Raw genomic sequence first — 19,529 nt, 5'->3', positions numbered from 1 at the left:
AAATAACAAAACAATACCCTGTTAATATTGAATAAAAATTTTATTTTTGCGCCCAACAAAAGTTTAAGAATGGCCACATATCAAAAAAGGGGTTACAAACCTAAGACCAAGGAAGAAGTAGAAGAAGTTGTACAAGAAGAAAGTACAACGGCTGAAGTGTTCTCATCATTAGATGAGGGAGCATCACGTACTGAAGCCTGGGTTGAAAAGAATCAAAAACCTATTTTCGTAGGGATAGCTGTTATCGTTATCGCTGTTTTAGGTTATTTAGGTTATGAAAAATTTATACAAGAACCTAAAGAGTTAGAGGCGTCTAATGAGATGTATCAAGCTCAGAATTATTTTAATGAGGCTGTTTCGGGTAGCGTTGCTAAAGATTCTCTTTTTACGCTTTCTCTTAACGGAGGTGAAGGTAAATATGGTTTCTTAGATATTATAGATAATTACTCAGGTACTAAAGCCGGTAATCTGGCGCATTACTACGCTGGTATGGCATATCTAAATACAAATAAGTATCAAGAAGCAATAGATCAACTTGAAGATTTTGATAGTGATGATATGATGCTTGGTCCTTTAGCAAAAGGATCTATAGGAGATGCATTTATGCAATTAGATCAACCGGAAGAAGCGCTTTCTTTTTACAAAAAGGCAGCAGATTTAAAAGCAAATGATTTCACAACTCCACGTTTCTTATTAAAAGCGGCTACTGTAGCAATATCTTTAGGTAAGAATGACGAGGCGGTTACGTATTTAAACAGAATTAAAGAAGATTATAGTGAGTCTGCAGCGGCTCAGGAAGTACCTTTATATTTAGGTATGGCTAAGGCAGAATAAAAAATTTAAAGTATGGCTACAACAGACTTGTCTGTTTACGATAAAGGAACAATCCCAAATTCGAAAAACTTTCGGTTTGGGATTGTTGTTTCTGAATGGAATCGTGATATAACACAGGGTTTATTTCAAGGTGCTTTTGATACCTTTTTAGATTGTGGTGTTCTCAAAGAAAATATTGTACGCTGGGATGTTCCTGGTAGTTTTGAGCTTATTTACGGATGTAAAAAAATGCAGCAAAGCTATGATATGCTAGACGCTGTGATTGCTATAGGTAGTGTGATACAAGGGCAAACAAAACATTTTGATTTTGTTTGTGACGGGGTAACTCAGGGTATAAAAGATCTTAACGTACAAAGCGATATTCCTGTTATATTTTGTGTGCTTACAGATAACACAATGCAACAAGCTATAGATCGTAGTGGCGGTCAACACGGTAATAAGGGTGTTGAGGCTGCAGTTGCTGCTATAAAAATGGCTCAACTGCGCAAAGATGCTACGTTCTAAACTGAATATATAATTCTCTTTTAATTTCTACATTCTACGGTATTAATTTGCTGTCTGTGTAATTTGTAAGAAGAGATTGTAGTTTATAAAATTACAATCTCTTCTCGGCTGTTGGAATACTTTTTGCTTTCATTTAGAAGCAGGTGGCTATCGCCTTTACTTCATTTATTGTAAATTTGAATTTTAGAAATTATGGGAATTTTAAAAGCACGCAAAAACAAAAAATACAGTTACAGTCCTCGTTATTACGAAGGCAGTTCAACTCCATTTAAGCTAGAGTCAAAGTTTGATAAATACCGTAAGGCTACCTTAGAAACTAAAGGTCTTAAAGCTAAGTTTACCACGGCCTGGGACGACTTTAGATATAATAATGATAAACGCGCAAACAGAACAACTATATTGATTTTAGCAGTTCTGGTAATGTTGTTTTTATTTATTATAGACTTTGATCTTAGCATCTTTACGCAATTTTAAAAATGTCTGATATCATTAAGCTTTTACCAGATCACGTAGCAAATCAAATTGCTGCGGGTGAAGTCGTACAACGGCCAGCTTCTGTAGTAAAAGAATTATTAGAAAATGCCATCGATGCTGGTGCCAATCAAATTAAATTACTCGTTAAAGACGCCGGTAGAACGCTGGTTCAGGTAATAGATGACGGTAAAGGGATGAGCACTACAGATGCACGCCTTAGTTTTGAACGTCACGCGACTTCAAAAATTAATTCTGCAGATGATCTATTTGCATTAAGCACAAAAGGTTTTAGAGGTGAAGCACTTGCTTCTATTGCTGCCGTAGCTCACGTTGAACTCAAGACAAAAACCGAAAATGAGGAAGTAGGTACCCGCATAGAAATGGAAGGAAGTACCTTAAAAGTTCAGGAGGTTTGTGCTACCGTAAAAGGAACTTCAATAGCCGTTAAAAACTTATTCTATAATATTCCCGCGAGGCGCAATTTTTTAAAATCTGATAATGTTGAGCTTCGTCATGTTATTGACGAATTTCAGCGCGTAGCACTCGCTCATGAAGGCATAGGTTTTATAATGTATCACAATGAGAACGAACTTTTTAATCTTCCGAAAGCCAATAAACGCCAACGTATTGTTGCAATTTTTGGCGGAAAAACAAATGAAAAGCTTGTTCCGGTAGTTGAAGATACTGAAATCGTAGAAATAGACGGTTTTATCATTAAACCCGAATTTTCAAAAAAAACGAAAGGAGAGCAGTTCTTCTTTGTAAACGATCGTTTTATTAAACATCCCTATTTAAACCATTCGGTAAATGCTGCCTTTGATGGTTTATTGCCAGACCGTTCCCGTGCGAGTTATTTTATCTATCTACAGGTAGATCCTAAAACAATAGATATTAATATTCACCCCACTAAGACTGAGGTAAAATTTGAAGATGAGCATGCCATCTATAACCTATTGCGCGCTGCTGTAAAGCATAGTTTAGGGCAATTTAATATTGCACCCGTTTTAGATTTTAACAGAGAGTCTAATATGGATACGCCTTATTCCTACAAAGATAAGGCAGTACAGGCACCACGAGTAGAAGTAGACCGCAATTTTAATCCCTTTGAGACCGTTACTTCTAACCGTAGTTATGCTGGGACTGCTAATAATTATGAAAAACCCAATACTAAGGGTTGGGAAAATATGTATGCCGGCCTAGATAAGCGCAATTCTGAATCCTCATTTAGTTCTTTGCAAATTGAAGATGAACCTGAGGCGGAATCTTTATTTGTTGAGCACGAGAGTAGGGGTTTTGGTGAGACTAAGCAGACCGATAAGGATGCTGCAAACACCTACCAGATACACAATAAATATGTCGTAAGTGCCATTAAAAGTGGAATGCTCGTTATAGATCAACACCGTGCACATCAACGGGTTTTGTATGAAGAATTTCTTCGGAATATTACGGTTAAAGAATCTGTAAGCCAACAATTGTTGTTTCCACTTAGACTTGATTATTCAAACGCAGAATTAGTAATTTTTAGTTCGTTGAAAGAATCTTTAGAAAATACAGGTTTTGTATTGGATTTCCCGGAAGAAGGTATTTTAGAAGTTTCCGGAATCCCGGCAAGTATTCAGGAAAGTGAAGTTTCTATAGTATTAGAGCAGTTACTGAGTGATGTAGAACAAGAAATACCAGATGCAGGTTTCAGTCAGACCGATGTACTGGCCAAAAGTATGGCAAAGAGTATGGCGGTTAAAACCGGTGAAAAATTAGATGATTTATCGAGAGAACATCTCGTAAATAAGCTTTTCGCATGTACAGAACCTACATTATCACCATTTTATAAAAAAACCTTTATTACGCTTACTGTCGATGAACTCGATCGTAAATTTAATGCATAATTAAAAACGCTTAGTAGCGTTACTAAAACAAACCTGATTAGATGGGTAAAATCACCGAAACTGTAAAAGTCCTTTTAATAATAAATGTAATCTTCTTCTTAGGAACAAAATTTCTGTTTCCTCAGGCTTTAGATCTTTTTGCGTTATGGTTTCCCGCAAATTCAAATTTTGAATATTGGCAGCCGCTTACGCATATGTTTATGCACGATCAAAGCAGTATTTTTCACATATTATTCAATATGTATGCGTTGTATGCTTTTGGAGGACCGGTAGAACAAGCTTTGGGGAAATCTAAATTTATATTTTTCTATTTTTCAGCAGGACTAGGTGCGGCCTTAATTCATACGTTGGTAGGGTATTATCATTACCAGTCTGGATATAATGCCTTGCTAGATGCAGGTATAAGCCCTTCAGATATATCTCAAATACTTGAAAAAGCTTTTGCAAGTATTCAGCAAACAGGGCAGTACTCGTATCCAGATATAGGTGAGCCTGATAAAATACGCGGTATGATTGAGGCATTTTCAACCTCTGCGGTAGGCGCTTCAGGAGCAATTTATGGTGTTTTAGTCGCTTTTGGTATGTTATTTCCCAATGCTGAATTGTTCCTAATCTTCTTACCTATTCCTATTAAAGCCAAATTTTTTATACCAGCTCTTATTTTACTCGATTTATTTTCTGGTGTAACCGGGTTTTCATTATTTGGTCAGAATATTGCAAACTTTGCACACATAGGAGGAGCGTTATTTGGGTTTATTATGATGTGGTATTGGAAAAAGAACAGTTTTAATGATAAACGCTGGTATTAATTATGTCTCGAACTAGCTTAAGTTATGAGTTTAAAACGGCTTCAATAGTCGTTAAGCTTATCGTAATTAATGTTTTAATCTGGGTAGGCTTTATGCTTCTTGAATGGATTTTAAATTCAGGAAACATAATTACACAATGGTTAAGCTTGCCTACAGATTTAAGTAGATTAATTATTCAGCCGTGGTCTTTATTAACGTATGCTTTTCTGCACGGAGGATTCTGGCATATTTTCTGGAATATGCTTATTCTGTATTGGTTTGGACAAATTGTTTTGAATCTATTTACTGAAAAACGATTTCTTACCGTTTATCTTTTAGGGGCTTTAGCCGGGGGTGTTTTCTTTGTTATTTCTTATAATCTGTTTCCGGTTCTTATTCAATCTACTGCTTTTCTGGTAGGAGCAAGTGCAGCCGTGCGCGCAATTATGATTTTTATAGCTACCTATACTCCTAATACAGAAGTGCGCATCATTTTTTTTAATGTAAAGCTTTGGCACATAGGTGTTTTTGTAATTCTTACAGATCTTATCCAAATTCCCTCATCTGATAATGCCGGAGGTTTGCTGGCTCATGTGGGTGGTGCTCTATTTGGATTTGTCTATGCACAGCAACTGGGTAAAGGTAATGACATAGGCCTCTGGTGGGAGCGTTTTGCAGATACTGTAGTCGGTTTTTTTAAACCAGGGCCAAAGAGTGAGAAGAAAGCTGAAATGAAAACCGTCTATCGCAATACAAAGGCTCACGCTACTGCTTCAACGGTTTCAAAATCTATGTCAAAAACCGAAAAACAAATACGAATTGATACCATTCTAGATAAAATAAGTAAAAGTGGTTACGATAGCTTATCTAAAGAAGATAAAGACTTTTTATTTAAAGCCGGAAAGGATACTTAATGAAAAAACTCGGACTTTGGAATAAGATTGTTTTTTTTATAAATAGTCTTTTTGCGATCGCGCTTTTAATAGGATATGCATTACCTTATTTTCCACCAAAAATTTTTCCACCGGTATCTGTTCTTACGCTTATCATTCCGGTTCTGTTAGCAATTAATGCGTTATTTGTAATCTACTGGCTGGTGCTTTTTAAACGCCAATTTTTACTTTCAGGATCAATACTGGTGTGGTGGCTTTTTATAGGTACATCGCTTTTTAACTTTGGTTCTGGTGTGAAAATTAATGAGATCGTAAAAGCTGAAAATCAACTTAGTTTTTTTAGTTATAATGTGCATGTTTTTAGCAGTGAGAACTATACTAGAAATGAGATAAAAAAAGGGCTGAATGCACTTATAGAGAAGAATGCACCAGATATTATGACGTTTCAAGAATTCTCAAAAAATAGAGATCCTGAATTTAAAGGATATCCATATTCCTATTTTGGAGAGAATGGTACACGTAATTATGGTCAAAAAATCTATTCTAAATATCCTATTGTTAATAAGGGTTCTCTAAATTTTACCAGTACTTTTAATAATGCAATTTTTGTAGATATCGTTAAGGCAAAAGATACTATACGTATTTATAACATGCATATGCAGACGCTAACACTTACTCCAGAGTTAAATGCCTTAGAACAGGAAAATACAAAATCACTTGTAGGCAGGTTAGGCAGAGCATTTAAGAAACAACAAGAACAAACAAATTTATTTCTGGAACATCAGCGCAGTTGTAGCTATAAAACCATTGTTGCCGGTGATTTTAATAATACCGCCTTTTCTTATACCTATAATAAAATACGGGGTTCTCGATTAGATGCTTTTGAAGAAAAAGGGAGTGGTTTTGGGCGTACGTTTATTTTTGATATTATTCCGTTACGTATAGATTTTATACTGCCCGATACCAGCTTTGAGGTATTGGCATTTGAAAATTTTAATGTTAATTATTCCGATCATTTTCCTATAATGGCTGTTTTGCAGCTATAACTATGCTACAATTTTAAATCTAGTTTTTGTAAATAGGTGAGTGCCTCGGGGCCGAGATTGAATAGGAGATCTAAAACAGTTAAATACGGAATAAAACCATTTTTCTCTTCAAAAACCTGTCTGTACTGGGGTATTGCAATTTTATTTTTTCTTTTTCCGTTTGCAAAGTATCTCAAATCAATTTTATGCGCATACGATTCATCATACGCTTCAGTATAAGAAATATTAAAATCTAAATCTAATAATCCCATTAAGCACTTAATTGTTTCCAGATTGAAGGCTAATAAAGAATTGTATTCTTTATGGAATAAGGGGTAAATATCATCTTCATAAAACTCAAAAAATGGAGAGGTTCTATAGGCAATTACAAGTGATCTCCAGTGCTGTCGTTGCCATAAGAAACTATTTTCAATTAAAGTGTCTTCTATTTTTTTTCTGCCTTTTCCTTTGTTATGAAGTATAGGAATATTTAACAGCAGTAAACCGTTAGACGTAGCAATGTACATTCTGGTTCTATAACTTTGTTTTTGATAATTTTCAGAAATTTCAAATGTTATTGATTCTGCCTGAACCATAGCAGCAAAAGATATGATGTCTGGAAAGTAAGTAGGACTTATAATAATATTACTCATATTGTAAAAGGTGTAAAGATACTTTAATTGAGCTTTTTGGGTGAATAAATACAAAATTACATAAGTAAGAAAAAACTGATAAAACTAATATTTATTTTAATTTAATACATTGATATTCAGGTAATAATTTTTTTTAACATCTAAGTATTTGTTATTTCATAGTTTATATTTGTTTTTAATCGGTTATTATTCGTAATATTACGGCGTTCAAATCCCCACTTAAGTGAAATTTAGTTACTTATTTCTTTTTATTGGCATTAGCTTGCTTTTAGGTAACTATTCTATTACTTACGGTAAATCGTATTTACCTGCCGGAGACCTCTTTCCTATACTTCAGGATCAAAATTTAGAGCAACATCTCGATGCTATTTATGAATTTAGAGAAGAGAAGAAATATGATGTTGCTATAGAAAATCTTTCAGATTTAATAATAGATGCTAAAAAGTTGAATGATTATACCTATGTATTTCACGGCTATAATTTGTTGAGTGTAATTTATGATGAAATTAATGACACCATACCTGCATTAGCGTATGCAAAATCTGCTTTAGAATTTGCAAAACAATCAAAAAATGATACTTTAATTTCTTGGGGCTATAATAACCTCGCAGCTAGTTTAGCAGATAATCCGGCTACACGTATGCAAGCTCTTGAGTATTATAAACAATCGTTAGAAATTCAACAGCGTTTAAATACGGGTGTTTTTTTAGATGCTGCGCTCAATATTGCAGAGCTTTATGGAAAAGAGGGCAACTATGTAATGATGTACCCGTACTTAAAAAAGGCTACTGCGAGTTATGATCATTCATATGAGTATTATAATGACCCTATAATATATCTCGATATGACCTGGGGTGACTATTATAAAGGTCTTCACGTACCCAGTAAAGCTTTAGAACATTATGCTGAAGCCTATGAGCGAATTGAACGTGATAATAAGACTTCATTAGCATTAGAATTTTATGAGAACTATGCACGATACCTAAAAGAACAAAATTATAAGGATCGTGCATTTGAAGTACAACAACAGTATTTAAAGCATTATAAGCTTAGGGAAAAAACTTTAGAGACAGAAACTCTAAAACTAGCCCTTGCACGCGCAGAAACCGAAGAATTGCGAAGACAGCGTAATGATGCTGAAATAAAGCAGCAGCTGCTTGATCATGATCTACAACGCAAAAAAATTCAATTTATATTACTGGGATCTATACTGGGTTTATTGAGTTTATTTCTAGCCTATTTATTCTATAGTGAAAAATTGAGATTAGGTCTTATAAACAATTTAAAGCGCAACAATAAAAACCTTTTAAAAGCTAAAAATCTTGCTGAAAAAAGTGAGCGTGCAAAATCTAAATTCTTTTCTACACTAAGTCACGAGATGCGAACTCCCTTATATGGTGTTACCGGTATTATTTCTCTTTTGGAAAAACGGAAAGAATTTGAAGCTTTTAAAGAAGAGATAGGGTCTTTAAAGTTTAGTGCAGATCATTTATTAGATATCATAAATGACCTCTTAGATTTATCAAAATTAGAAGATGAGTCATTTAGTTTAATAAATAAACGATTTAATGTAAAGTTATTAGCTGAAGATTTAATTTCAAGCTTTGATCAAAATAGTCTAAAAAATGCAGCTTGTACATTAAAATGCGTAATTGATTCTTCTGTACCCGATTATATTATAGGGGATGCCCGCAGATTATCACAGGTGCTTGTCAATATCTTAGGCAATGCATTAAAATTTACGCCTAAGGGTAATATTATTTTACGTTTACGAAGTGAAGATCTTGATGCTAATAGATGCAGAATTCATTTTGAAGTTCAGGATGATGGTATCGGCATTCCTAAAGAGCGTCAAGAATTAATCTTTGATGAGTTTAGCCAATTAGAACAGTTGCAAAACGAAGAAACAGCTACAGATTTAAAAGGAACCGGCTTAGGATTGCCCATTGTACGTAAAATTCTAGAAAAAATGGATTCAGAAATTTATCTAAAAAGCGCTGTAGGTAAAGGTTCTACATTTATGTTTAGTATTGATTTTGAAAAGACAATTAGCACTTCTAAAACATCATCAAGCGAAATTTCTGGAAATTCATTGAAAGTTAAAAGTCTTAAGGGACTTCGCTGTTTAATAGTAGATGATAATAAAATTAACAGACTGGTAACTAAACGTGTATTAGAAAATTTAGAAATAATCACTTTTGAAGCTCAAAATGGAGAAGAGGCTTTAGAGCGTGCCAAAAAGCATCATTTTGATTTTATATTAATGGATATTAATATGCCAGGAATGAATGGTTACGAGACTACTCAGGCTATTCGTATTTTTGATAAACATATTCCTATAATAGCATTAACCGCTGCAGAGGCTTCCTTTATTACGAAAACTGCTCAGAACAGCGGTATGAATGATATAGTTACCAAGCCTTATAATGTAGATGATTTGTCTTCGACAATTTCTAAACACGTACAAATACGCAATCTTATTGCGAGCTTCTAAATGAGTTATTCTTTTTTAATTTGCTTTTGAATTTTTTCAATTGCTTGTTGTATAGACTTTTCAGGTTCGATTACGTTGTAGGCTCCCCAAAACTCAGGATCTGCAAAACCAGAAACTTCATCTGCTAAAACGGTATTTTCTTTAAATTTTGATCTTCGGTTGATTCCTTCTTTACCTTGTAACTCTGTTTCCCAGTCTGTAATAAGCATCTCACTATTTATGCGATATTTACTATTAAATAGTTTTCGTTTCCAGTTTACTACAAATTCAAGTTGTACGTTGCTGTAGCTGTAATACCATTTCCCGTCTTTATTTCGGTAATCAACCCGGTAACTAATTTCGGTAGGATATACTTTAACCTGATTTGGTTTTTTCTTTACAAACAAGTCAGAAGCCGCTTTTCGGTTTTCAACATTTAAATTATATAATGCATTGGTAAGAGCACTTGTTTTTGAATCGATATAGAGCTTACCGTAATATAAGGGTTCTAAAATGCTGCCCTTTTGTTTAAAATTAACCACATAAACAATGTTTCCATCATTAACTAAAGGCTCACCAAAAGAAAAGTCATAGTTTGAAAGTGTCTCTCTAGTAATAAAATATTTTTGATATTTAACTAAATCAGCATATAAAGCATTTAGAGGCCCTCCCTGTAATTTAATGGCAACAGTATCAAGGCGATCATAATTAGTGCTTTTGCGAGCTTTATACAATGCAATTAAGTCATTGCCAGCGTTTGTATAAGGTGTTTTTTGAATGGTAACTACGGCTTCAGCTAGAGAAGCGCTGCGGTTACGCTTATTAATAGTTTCCCGATAGAAGGCAGTCATAAAATTCTCCTGATCTGAATAGTTGTTTTCAATATTCGAAAAAACCTGTTCTACTAAGGTAAGAGCATTTTTAGGTCTTGAAATGTTTATTTCATCAAGTTCATATGCTTGCGGTCTTAGACTTATTACAGATTTGTTTTGATCTAAATCTTTTAAAATAATGATTAGCTTCTCATAACCGGGATACGTCAAGGTCACTTTAGCATTAGGCATCGCTTCTTCTACCTTTAAAGAAAAATTACCTTCAGAATTAGTTACTGTAGCGATGTTGGTACCTTCAATAAGCAAATTAACAAATGGCAACGGGTTTTCTGAAGTTTTTGAAATTACGGTACCTTTGTATTCAAGATACTTTTGAGATTCCTGAGCGCTTAAAACGCCTGTACAGCATAAAACAATTAAAGAAAAACGAATAAACCAGTTAGCTTTCTTGTTTAAAATGGAGATGTAATACTTTTTCATAGTATAATTTTATTTTTTCTATACAATTTACGATATTTTTGAGAATTCTGCATTACAAATTTTATTAGAAAGCATGTTGGCACGATTCCTGTTTATAAGGATTAGGTTAAATTTGTTTTGCGATTTTGCAACACTTATTATGCTTTAACGTTATTAATAGAAAAATTGAAAACAATCGAAAGCACATATTTATACTGTACATCAAAACTCACCTTATTCTTGAGTCTTTGTTTGCTAGTATTACCACTTTTAGCTACGGCCCAAATAGATAATACATCCGGGTCATTTAAAATACCGGCTGCCGAAAATCCTCTGGAAACTCCCACACCAGTTCCTGATAATGCAGTTTCTAAACCCGATATACCTAAATCGAGTGGTGGTTTAATGCTTGACGCTAACGGTAAATTAATAGAGCGCCCGCAACTTAGAGCTCCTGAGTCTCCTACATTCTATATGCTGAAACATGAATCCTATGCTGATGCAGGACAGCGTTATACTGATATGATGAATCAACGCGAGGCAAATCGTGATAGTGATAAATCTGACAAGCCTGCACACCAGTCTGATCAGGATTTGGGTACGTTTAAAAATGGGGGACAACAAGTAAAAATTGTATGTAGAGATTATGCCTATGTAGATGGTGACCGTGTTGCTGTACTTGTTAATGACGAGGTTGTGGTACCAAGTATTTGGTTAACTGAAGCCTATACGAGTTTTTATCTTCCATTAAAGAAAGGGTTTAATAAAATATCATTTAAGGCGCTTAATCAAGGTTCTAGCGGTCCTAATACCGCAGCTTTTGTAGTTTACGACGATACGGGTAATGTAATAAGCTCTAATGAATGGAATTTACTCACCGGCGTAAAAGCAAATATAATTATTGTTAAAGAAAATTAGGTATAAAAAAATCCATCACAAATGATGGATTTTTTTATGCTGACTATTTAAGTCAATTACAATTCACCCTTTTGTTCTTCAAGATTATTGTTACGAGAACCTCCCTGACTGTATAGTTTATTTTCTTCATCTTTAAGCCCTGTAGTTTGCTTATTTGTTTGCTCTCCCGTGGGGATGTCTAAATCCTTTCCTGTAAAGTCAACCGCTCTTTCGCGATCGCGCAATTGCTCATCTGCACCACCATCTTTATGAAGATTTTTTTGATTGAGAATATCTAAGTCCTCTTTAGTTAAATCAGAGTTATACGTGTTTTCTTGTGTTTTATCAGTTTTCATAATTTTAATTTTCTACAATTTATTTAATTCAGCTCTCGGCCTTTATCTATTTAACTGCATTTATAGAAAATTATAACAAGGTTTTAATAATTAGCATATTAACTACAACTGTCAATTATAGTACTTTTAACAACTTCAAAACGTGAACTAATTGTTACAGTTTTGAGCTATTGACTATGAAGAAAACTCCTAAACAAAAGTTCCTTAAAGTATTAAAGATTTTTGGTAAAATAGTAGGTGTTATTTTTATTCTACTATTACTTTTAATTCTATTTGTTCGCAGTCCGTGGGGACAGGGTATTATTGTCGACAAAGCCATAAATTATATTGAAGGAAAGACCCAGACCGAGGTTCAAATAAGCAAACTGTTTATAACCTTTGACGGCGACATTGCACTAGACGGTCTTTACCTTGAAGATAAAAAAGGAGATACCCTTGTTTATAGTAAGCATCTTGAGGCTGCAGTACCACTGTGGTCTATAATTACCGGTGGCGCTATAAGTATAGATGATGTTGATTGGGAAGGTGTAAAGGCAAATGTTATTAGACAGGATTCTATCGCTGGTTTTAATTACCAATTTTTAATTGATGCTTTTGCAGCTTCAGATACCACAGCTGTGACAACTACTCCACAAGATACCACTGCACTTCAGCTAAACCTTGGTGATTTTAGTTTTAAAGATTTTGACCTGCACTTTAAAGATGATGTTGCCGGTATGGATGCTAAGCTCAATTTGTCTGAATTAGAGCTCAATATGAAAAAAACAGACCTTCAAGCGATGCGCTTTGAGGTGGGTAATGTTTATCTGGCAAATACAAAAATATATTATAAGCAAACGAAACCTTTGCAACCTTCTACTGATACTGCGGCAGTACCTATGCCTTTCTTAAAGGTTAAAAACCTTAAAATGAAACAGGTTACAGTTGATTATCAATCTATACCAGACGGGATTGGTGCATTTGCACAAATAGGTGATTTTGAAACTGAAATACCTTTAGTTGATTTAAAGACAAGTAAAGCAATAGTAGATCGTGTACTTCTTAATAATTCGGAAATTAAAGTAGCGATGCAAACGGTTGTAAAAGAAGCTACCTTAGAAACTAACGAGCCTTCTCCTGCATTTACCTGGCCAGATTTCTTAATAAATATAGGAGAAATATCATTGGTTGATAATTCCTTAGAATACACGCTTGATGGCGCAGAACCTTCTAAAGGATTGTTTAACCCCAATGCAATTTTAATTGACAATCTTACGCTAAATCTTAAAGATATTTCTCTTGAAGACAAACAATTTAATGCAGAATTGGCGAATGCATCTTTTGCAGAAGTTTCCGGGTTAGCGTTGAAAAAGTTAAATTTAACCCTTAAAGTAACCGATGAGTCTTTAGATGTTAATAACTTAGTTTTCAGTTTAAACGATAATTATTTAGACGGAAGGGCTAAATTATCTTATCCTAGTTTAGCAGCTTTTATTGAAAATCCAGGGGATGCAAAACTGAATTTAAACGTACCGCAGGTTATTACAGATTTAGGAACTGTTTTTAAATTTCAGCCACAATTAAAAAACAATGAATACTTAGCTAAATTAAGTCAGCGTCTATTAACGGGTAGTTTAGCTGTTGATGGAAAACTAGACGACTTAACTATAAGTCCTACACGATTTAATTGGGGTAAAAGTACCTATCTAAGTTTGCAAGGCACTGTATATAATGCTACCAATCCTGATAACATTTCCTATAATTTTCCAACCTATCGTATTCAAAGTACACGTACAGATTTAAGCAGATTTTTAAATGAAAAAGATTTAGGCGTACAATTTCCAGAATTGGTAAGAATGTCTGGTTCTTTGAAAGGAACCACGACACGCGCACTAACTAAAACAACTTTAGAAACAACAGATGGCACCGTCATTCTTAATGGAAATGCAGCATTTGGCAATCGTATAAATTTTGAAGGTGTTGTATCCGCTACCGAAATACGATTGGGCAAATTACTTCAAAATGAAATGCTGGGAGTTCTAGATTTAAATCTTACCGCTAAAGGTTCTGGTGCTACTATAAATGATCTTGATGCAGAAGTTAATGCAACGATTGAGCGTCTTGATTTTAATGAATATACGTTTAAAGATTTAAAATTAGATGGTTCTTTTAATAACGGGAAAGGAAATCTTGTCTCAGCTTACAGGGATGATAATTTAAATATGAAGTTAGATGCAGATGTAACTTTAGATTCTGTAGCTTCTTCAGCGAATGTAAATCTAGATCTTATTGGAGCAGACTTACAAGCTTTAGGTCTTGTTAAACAGAACATAAAAGCAGCATTTAATCTTACCGGTTACTTTAAAGGTACTCCCGAAGATTATGAAGTTAATACAGATATAAAAAGAGGAGTAGCAGTATATGATGATCAGGCATATCAATTAGGAGATTTAAAAATAAATGCATTTGTTAAGCCAGATACGACATCATTAGATATTCGCAATCGCATTTTGCAGTTAGATTTAGAATCTAATGCGAGTCCGCAAGGCTTTATCGCCGCATTGCAACGTCACGTACAAACCTATTTAACAGAAGATCCACAGCTAGACACAATTGTAAAACCCGTGCTTATGAAGATTCGCGGCTCTGTAGTGCAAGCGCCTATCTTAAGTGAAGTTTTTGTCCCCAATTTAAGAGAGCTTGATACGGTAAACATCGCTGTTGATTTTGATGAATACAAACGTGCTCTTACTGCAGATGTTAATTTACCCTATATAAACTATAATGGTTATACCATAGACAGCCTGGCATTTAAGCTTATTTCTAATAAAGATAATATGGATTTTGGCTTTGGGCTTAAAGAACTCATAGCCGGTCCTGTAAATATTAAAGATACGAGAATAGGTGGGCGAGTTACTAATAATATGATGTATTTAGATTTTCTGTCTTTAGATAAGGATGAAAAATTAATGCACGTACTTTCTGTAATTACTCAGGAGGAGAATAGTATTAAAATTCATATAGACGACAAAGACCTTATTTTAAATAGAAATAAATGGAAGGTAAATCCCAATAATAGTATTGTCTTTAAAGAATTCAATACCGTATTTGAAGATTTTAAATTGTCTTATCAGGATCAGATAGTAGAGGTGAGTAATGATTTACCGGGAATTACTAAAGAACATCTGGGTGTTAACTTTCAGAATTTTAAGCTCTCCAGTATTTTAAATCTGCTAAATCCTGATGAATCATTAGTAAAGGGAATCTTAAACGGAGATTTTGTCGTTGAAGATCCTTTTACATCACCGGGAATGCTGGCAGACCTAAAAATTACAAATTTTGAAGTACTGCAAACTAATATGGGTATTCTTGATGTAAGCGGAAAATCGAAAGGTAGCGGTGGTTATGATTTTGATCTAAGCTTAAAAGAAGGGGTTGCAGATCTTGATCTCACAGGAGATTATATAGATAATCCTAAAGCAGCACAAATAGATTTAAACCTTGATATTAAACGTATTGATGTCAAAGCACTTGAGAATTTTTCGCAAGGCGAAATAACAAATGCGAGTGGCTCTGTAAACGGAAACATTAAAGTGACTGGAAGCACCTTAGCACCTGAATATGAAGGGACTTTAAATTTTAATAAGGCCAATTTTGAAATAGCCAAGCTTAATGCACCATTTTTACTAGCTGATGAAGCCGTACGCTTAGATAATAAAGGAATTTATTTTGACGGGTTTAAAATACAGGATGCGAGTTCAAACGCGATTACCGTTTCTGGTAATGTAGGCACAGAAAGTTTTATCAATCCTACATTTGATCTTAAACTGAAAGCCAAAAACTTTAAAGCTCTTAATTCTACAAAAGAAGATTTTGATCTGGTGTATGGTACTGTTGTTTTTGATGCAGATGCGACCGTTACAGGAGATCTCGATTTACCTGACGTTGACTTGAGTCTCACCGTAAATTCTGCTACAGATGTCACCTATGTTTTACCACCTTCAGAAGTACAAATAGAATCTAAAGATGGTGTTGTCATATTTGTAAATAAAGAGAATCCAGATGCCATACTCACAAATTCTGAAGAGGAATCCTATACCGTTTCGGGATTTGCGATAGATGCAGATTTAAGTATAGCTAAAGGAGCGTTGTTTAAATTAATTATAGATAAGCAAGCCGGTGATAACTTTCAGGTAACCGGTACCGGTGATTTTAAATACAATATGTACCCAAATGGAAGAATGACGTTAAGCGGCCGTTACAATGTGTACGACGGTCATTATGAGATGAGTTTATATAATTTAGTTAAACGCAGGTTTAATCTTGCTCCAGAAAGTCGCATAACCTGGTCTGGCGATCCTTTTGATGCAGATTTAAATATTAAAGCTTCGTATGAGGTAGAAACATCGGCAAGTGGTTTAATGGCGTCTTCAACCAGCGGTACAGATATTACCACGCAATCGCAGTTTAGAAAGGAAGTTCCGTTTTTAGTGTATATAAATATAGATGGTGAACTTATGAAGCCACTAATAAGTTTCAATCTAGATATACCTGAAGCAAGTAGAGGAGCTGTGGGTGGGCAGGTTTATAGTCAGGTGCAACAATTAAATCAGCAAGAAAATGAGCTGAATAAACAAGTGTTTTCATTACTGGTACTCAACCGCTTTTTTCCTTCCTCAAGTAGTGATGGTAGTGGTGGTGGTACAGCTACAATTGCCAGAGATAACTTAAACGATGCGATTTCAGATCAATTAAATGTATTTTCAGATAAGTTATTAGGTAATACAGGCTTCGATCTAAATTTTGGTTTAGACAGTTATACAGATTATCAGGGTAGCGCACCTACAGATCGTACCACGTTAGATATCGCAGCACAGAAAAAGTTGTTTGATGACCGTGTGGTTGTGAGTGTAGGTAGTGCTGTAGATTTACAGGGAAGTGGTAATTCTGAAAATGGTACAGCCCCCGTAGTAGGCAATGTAAGTATTGAGTACTTACTAACGGAAGATGGTACATATAGAATGAGAGGATATAGACGCAGTCAATATGAGAATATTATTGATGGTCAAATTATTGTAAATGGGATTTCGCTTCTATTTACAAGAGAGTTTAACAAGTTTACAGAGCTGTGGCAATCTATGTTTCCGGCTAAAACTGAAGAAGAAGAGATTAATGAATAAATCTGCAAAACATAAGGGGAATCTCAGATTTGCAATTCTGCTGGTTGCAATTAGCTTAATAAGCTTTAGCTGTTCTGTAGATCGTTTTATACCCGAAGGCGAATTTCTATATACTAAGGAAACGGTGGTGCTCACTCCAGATTCTATCGTAGATGATATAGATTTGATAGAACTAGATTTGAAAGCAGCTTTGCGACCCGAACCTGTATCTTCCTTATTAGGTGGATATCCGGGGTTGTATTTTCATTACAAAGCAACGCGCGAAAAACCGGGATTTATAAATAAGTTTCTCAATAAAAAATTTGGTCAGGAACCGGTTTATGCATCAGACATTAGAGAATATGAAATGGAGCAGATTTTACTGAATCGTCTTGAAAACAAAGGTTTTTTTTACAGTACAGTAGCTTCAGAAATAATAGAGGATACCACGAGCAAAGAGGCCGAAGCAATTTACAAATTACGTCTTTCTAAACCCTATAGATTACAAAAATACCAACTCGATTCAGACAGTTTGCTGGTATATCAAAGCATAAAAAATCAGCTTGATAAGACAAGTTTACAACCGGGTATGCGTTTTGATCTAAGTGCTATGAAAGCAGAGCGGGAGCGTATAGATCTTCAACTTAAAAGCGAAGGATTTTATAATTTCAATTCAGGATTCTTAATATTTGAATCAGATACCAATCAATATAAAAACAAGAAATTTGATCTATATCTGAGACTAAAAAAGGATGTTCCCGAAAAATCAATTATTCCGTATAAGGTAGCTCGTGTAAATGTATATCCTAATTATACAGTAGAGCTGGATAGTACAGGTGTTGATACCGTTAAATTTGCCAATAAAAATTTCCTACAGGAGGAAGTTTATTTCAAGCCAAAACGTCTGGATCCCTTTATTTTACTGGAAGAAGGTAATTTATATAGCCCTGAGCAGTCTAAAGCTACAAGCCGTCGTTTAGGCTCTATAGGTGCTTATAAATTTGTAAATATTAGATACAACGAACTTGATACTGAAGCTTCTGGAGATAGTTTAGGACTGTTAGAAGCTAATATTTTCTTATCACCTTTAAATAAAAGAGCGGTACGTGCAGAAGTGAAGGCGGTAACAAAGTCGAACGGATTTTCGGGTCCGGGATTGGGGCTTACATTTGCTAACCGTAATCTTTTTCAGGGAGGAGAAACGCTTAATATTTCTCTTGACGGAAGTTATGAGTTTCAAGTCGGTGGTGGCACAGGTAATACAGCAGGTTCTACCAGCGTACAACTGGGTTTAAGTGGCGAACTTATATTTCCACGTATGTTGTTTCCTTATAAATTTTCTAAAGATTATTTTAAATACGATATACCTAAAACCCGTGTTAAACTGGGGGTCGCCTATTTAAACAGGTCTCAATTATTTACTTTAGGTTCTCTTGAAGCTAATTTTGGCTATGTATGGCAAGCCAATAAATACATTACACACGAGATAAATCCTATTGCCATTAATTATGTTTCACTTGCTAATACCACCCCAGAGTTTGATGCAATTTTAGAGGCAAACCCCTTTTTGCAAACTAGTTTTAATCAGCAATTTATTTCGGGTTTAACCTATTCTTTTACCTATAACGGTATGGTAGATACGGATGCCACACATCAGTTGTTTTTAAATGCAAATTTTGAAACAGCTGGGAATAGTCTAAGTTTATTTGCAGGAGGTGAAAAACCACAAAGTATTCTGGGGTTAGAATATGCGCAGTTTGCACGTATAGATGCAGATTTTAGATATCATTTTAACTTTGCAAAAAACCAAACGCTAGCAACCCGCCTTTTTGCAGGGATAGGTGTCCCTTACGGAAATTCTGAAGTCGTACCCTACACAAAGCAATATTTTGCAGGAGGACCGTATAGTGTACGTGCTTTTAGAACCCGATCACTAGGGCCAGGCACTTTTGTGGCCGATGATAACACGGCTTCTAACTACTACGATCAAACCGGTAATGTACGCCTGGAGGCGAATCTAGAATACCGTTTTCCGCTTATAAATATTCTTCAGGGTGCGTTATTTGTAGATGCAGGAAATATCTGGAATACCACAGACAATTTAGCTTTAGAGGGAGATACTTTTGGTAGTGACTTTATTAATCAATTAGGTATTGGCGGTGGTTTTGGGATGCGCATAGATATACAAAGTTTTGTAATACGATTAGATCTTGCCGCACCTTTTCACGATCCTGGCTTAGAAGAAGGCAAGCGTTGGACGTATGACTTTGCAAACCCTATTTTAAACTTTGCAATAGGATATCCTTTCTAAATGTA

14 protein-coding genes are annotated in these 19,529 nt (G+C 34.8%); 11 read left to right on the top strand and 3 right to left on the bottom strand.

All coding sequences use genetic code 11. The annotated features are described in order from the left end of the window. The first annotated feature begins 69 nt into the window (after positions 1-69). From ACEN25_RS03115 to ACEN25_RS03085, 7 genes are all read left to right on the top strand, one after another. Positions 70-834: a tetratricopeptide repeat protein gene (locus tag ACEN25_RS03115; RefSeq protein WP_441801608.1), complete on the top strand. Its 765-nt coding sequence runs from the start codon at positions 70-72 to the stop codon at positions 832-834. Between the two features lie 12 nt (positions 835-846). Then, a complete protein-coding gene (gene ribH / locus ACEN25_RS03110; protein ID WP_441801607.1) occupies positions 847-1,338 on the top strand; it encodes a 6,7-dimethyl-8-ribityllumazine synthase in 492 nt (163 codons plus the stop codon). Between the two features lie 192 nt (positions 1,339-1,530). Beyond that, on the top strand, positions 1,531-1,812 hold the full coding sequence (locus ACEN25_RS03105) for a riboflavin synthase subunit beta (RefSeq protein ID WP_441801606.1): 282 nt from the start codon (positions 1,531-1,533) through the stop codon (positions 1,810-1,812). A gap of 2 nt (positions 1,813-1,814) precedes the next feature. Beyond that, the gene (gene mutL / locus ACEN25_RS03100) at positions 1,815-3,698 is read left to right on the top strand and encodes a DNA mismatch repair endonuclease MutL (protein WP_441801605.1); all 1,884 of its coding nucleotides are present in this window, start codon (positions 1,815-1,817) and stop codon (positions 3,696-3,698) included. 41 nt (positions 3,699-3,739) lie between these two features. Then, complete coding sequence (locus ACEN25_RS03095) at positions 3,740-4,507, top strand: rhomboid family intramembrane serine protease (protein WP_441801604.1); 768 nt, start codon at positions 3,740-3,742, stop codon at positions 4,505-4,507. A 2-nt stretch (positions 4,508-4,509) separates the two neighbouring features. Beyond that, the gene (locus ACEN25_RS03090; RefSeq protein WP_441801603.1) at positions 4,510-5,400 is read left to right on the top strand and encodes a rhomboid family intramembrane serine protease; all 891 of its coding nucleotides are present in this window, start codon (positions 4,510-4,512) and stop codon (positions 5,398-5,400) included. Next, the gene (locus ACEN25_RS03085; protein ID WP_441801602.1) at positions 5,400-6,425 is read left to right on the top strand and encodes an endonuclease/exonuclease/phosphatase family protein; all 1,026 of its coding nucleotides are present in this window, start codon (positions 5,400-5,402) and stop codon (positions 6,423-6,425) included. Before ACEN25_RS03090 ends, ACEN25_RS03085 begins: the two co-directional genes overlap by 1 nt. Before the next feature lie 5 nt (positions 6,426-6,430). Here the strand turns inward: ACEN25_RS03085 and ACEN25_RS03080 are convergent, their stop codons facing one another. After that, the gene (locus tag ACEN25_RS03080; protein WP_441801601.1) at positions 6,431-7,057 is read right to left on the bottom strand and encodes a WbqC family protein; all 627 of its coding nucleotides are present in this window, start codon (positions 7,055-7,057) and stop codon (positions 6,431-6,433) included. A gap of 223 nt (positions 7,058-7,280) precedes the next feature. Between ACEN25_RS03080 and ACEN25_RS03075 the strand changes: the two genes are divergently transcribed. Then, the gene (locus tag ACEN25_RS03075) at positions 7,281-9,551 is read left to right on the top strand and encodes a response regulator (protein ID WP_441801600.1); all 2,271 of its coding nucleotides are present in this window, start codon (positions 7,281-7,283) and stop codon (positions 9,549-9,551) included. Positions 9,552-9,556: 5 nt separating this feature from the next. Here ACEN25_RS03075 and ACEN25_RS03070 read toward each other — a convergent pair whose 3' ends face one another. Continuing rightward, on the bottom strand, positions 9,557-10,843 hold the full coding sequence (locus ACEN25_RS03070; protein ID WP_441801599.1) for a carboxypeptidase-like regulatory domain-containing protein: 1,287 nt from the start codon (positions 10,841-10,843) through the stop codon (positions 9,557-9,559). A gap of 165 nt (positions 10,844-11,008) precedes the next feature. Here ACEN25_RS03070 and ACEN25_RS03065 point away from each other — a divergent pair, with 165 nt between their 5' ends. Further along, positions 11,009-11,740 (top strand): hypothetical protein, encoded by a 732-nt coding sequence (locus ACEN25_RS03065; protein WP_441801598.1) that lies wholly within the window; start codon positions 11,009-11,011, stop codon positions 11,738-11,740. A 56-nt stretch (positions 11,741-11,796) separates the two neighbouring features. On the opposite strand, the gene ACEN25_RS03060 is transcribed toward ACEN25_RS03065, so the two are convergent. Continuing rightward, positions 11,797-12,075, bottom strand: coding sequence for a hypothetical protein (locus tag ACEN25_RS03060; protein WP_028375209.1), 279 nt, complete (start codon positions 12,073-12,075; stop codon positions 11,797-11,799). A gap of 176 nt (positions 12,076-12,251) precedes the next feature. On the opposite strand from ACEN25_RS03060, the gene ACEN25_RS03055 reads away from it, so the two are divergent. After that, positions 12,252-17,234 carry a translocation/assembly module TamB domain-containing protein gene (locus ACEN25_RS03055; RefSeq protein WP_441801597.1) on the top strand — a complete coding sequence of 1,661 codons (4,983 nt, stop codon included), beginning with the start codon at positions 12,252-12,254 and terminating at the stop codon, positions 17,232-17,234. Continuing rightward, complete coding sequence (tamL, locus tag ACEN25_RS03050) at positions 17,227-19,524, top strand: translocation and assembly module lipoprotein TamL (protein WP_441801596.1); 2,298 nt, start codon at positions 17,227-17,229, stop codon at positions 19,522-19,524. Before ACEN25_RS03055 ends, tamL begins: the two co-directional genes overlap by 8 nt. Positions 19,525-19,529 lie beyond the last annotated feature (5 nt).

It is taken from the genome of Leeuwenhoekiella sp. W20_SRS_FM14, assembly GCF_052119605.1.
Taxonomy (GTDB): domain Bacteria; phylum Bacteroidota; class Bacteroidia; order Flavobacteriales; family Flavobacteriaceae; genus Leeuwenhoekiella.
The sequence above is the reverse complement of the archived record's forward strand: the minus strand, read 5'-3'. Positions and strand labels throughout refer to the sequence as shown.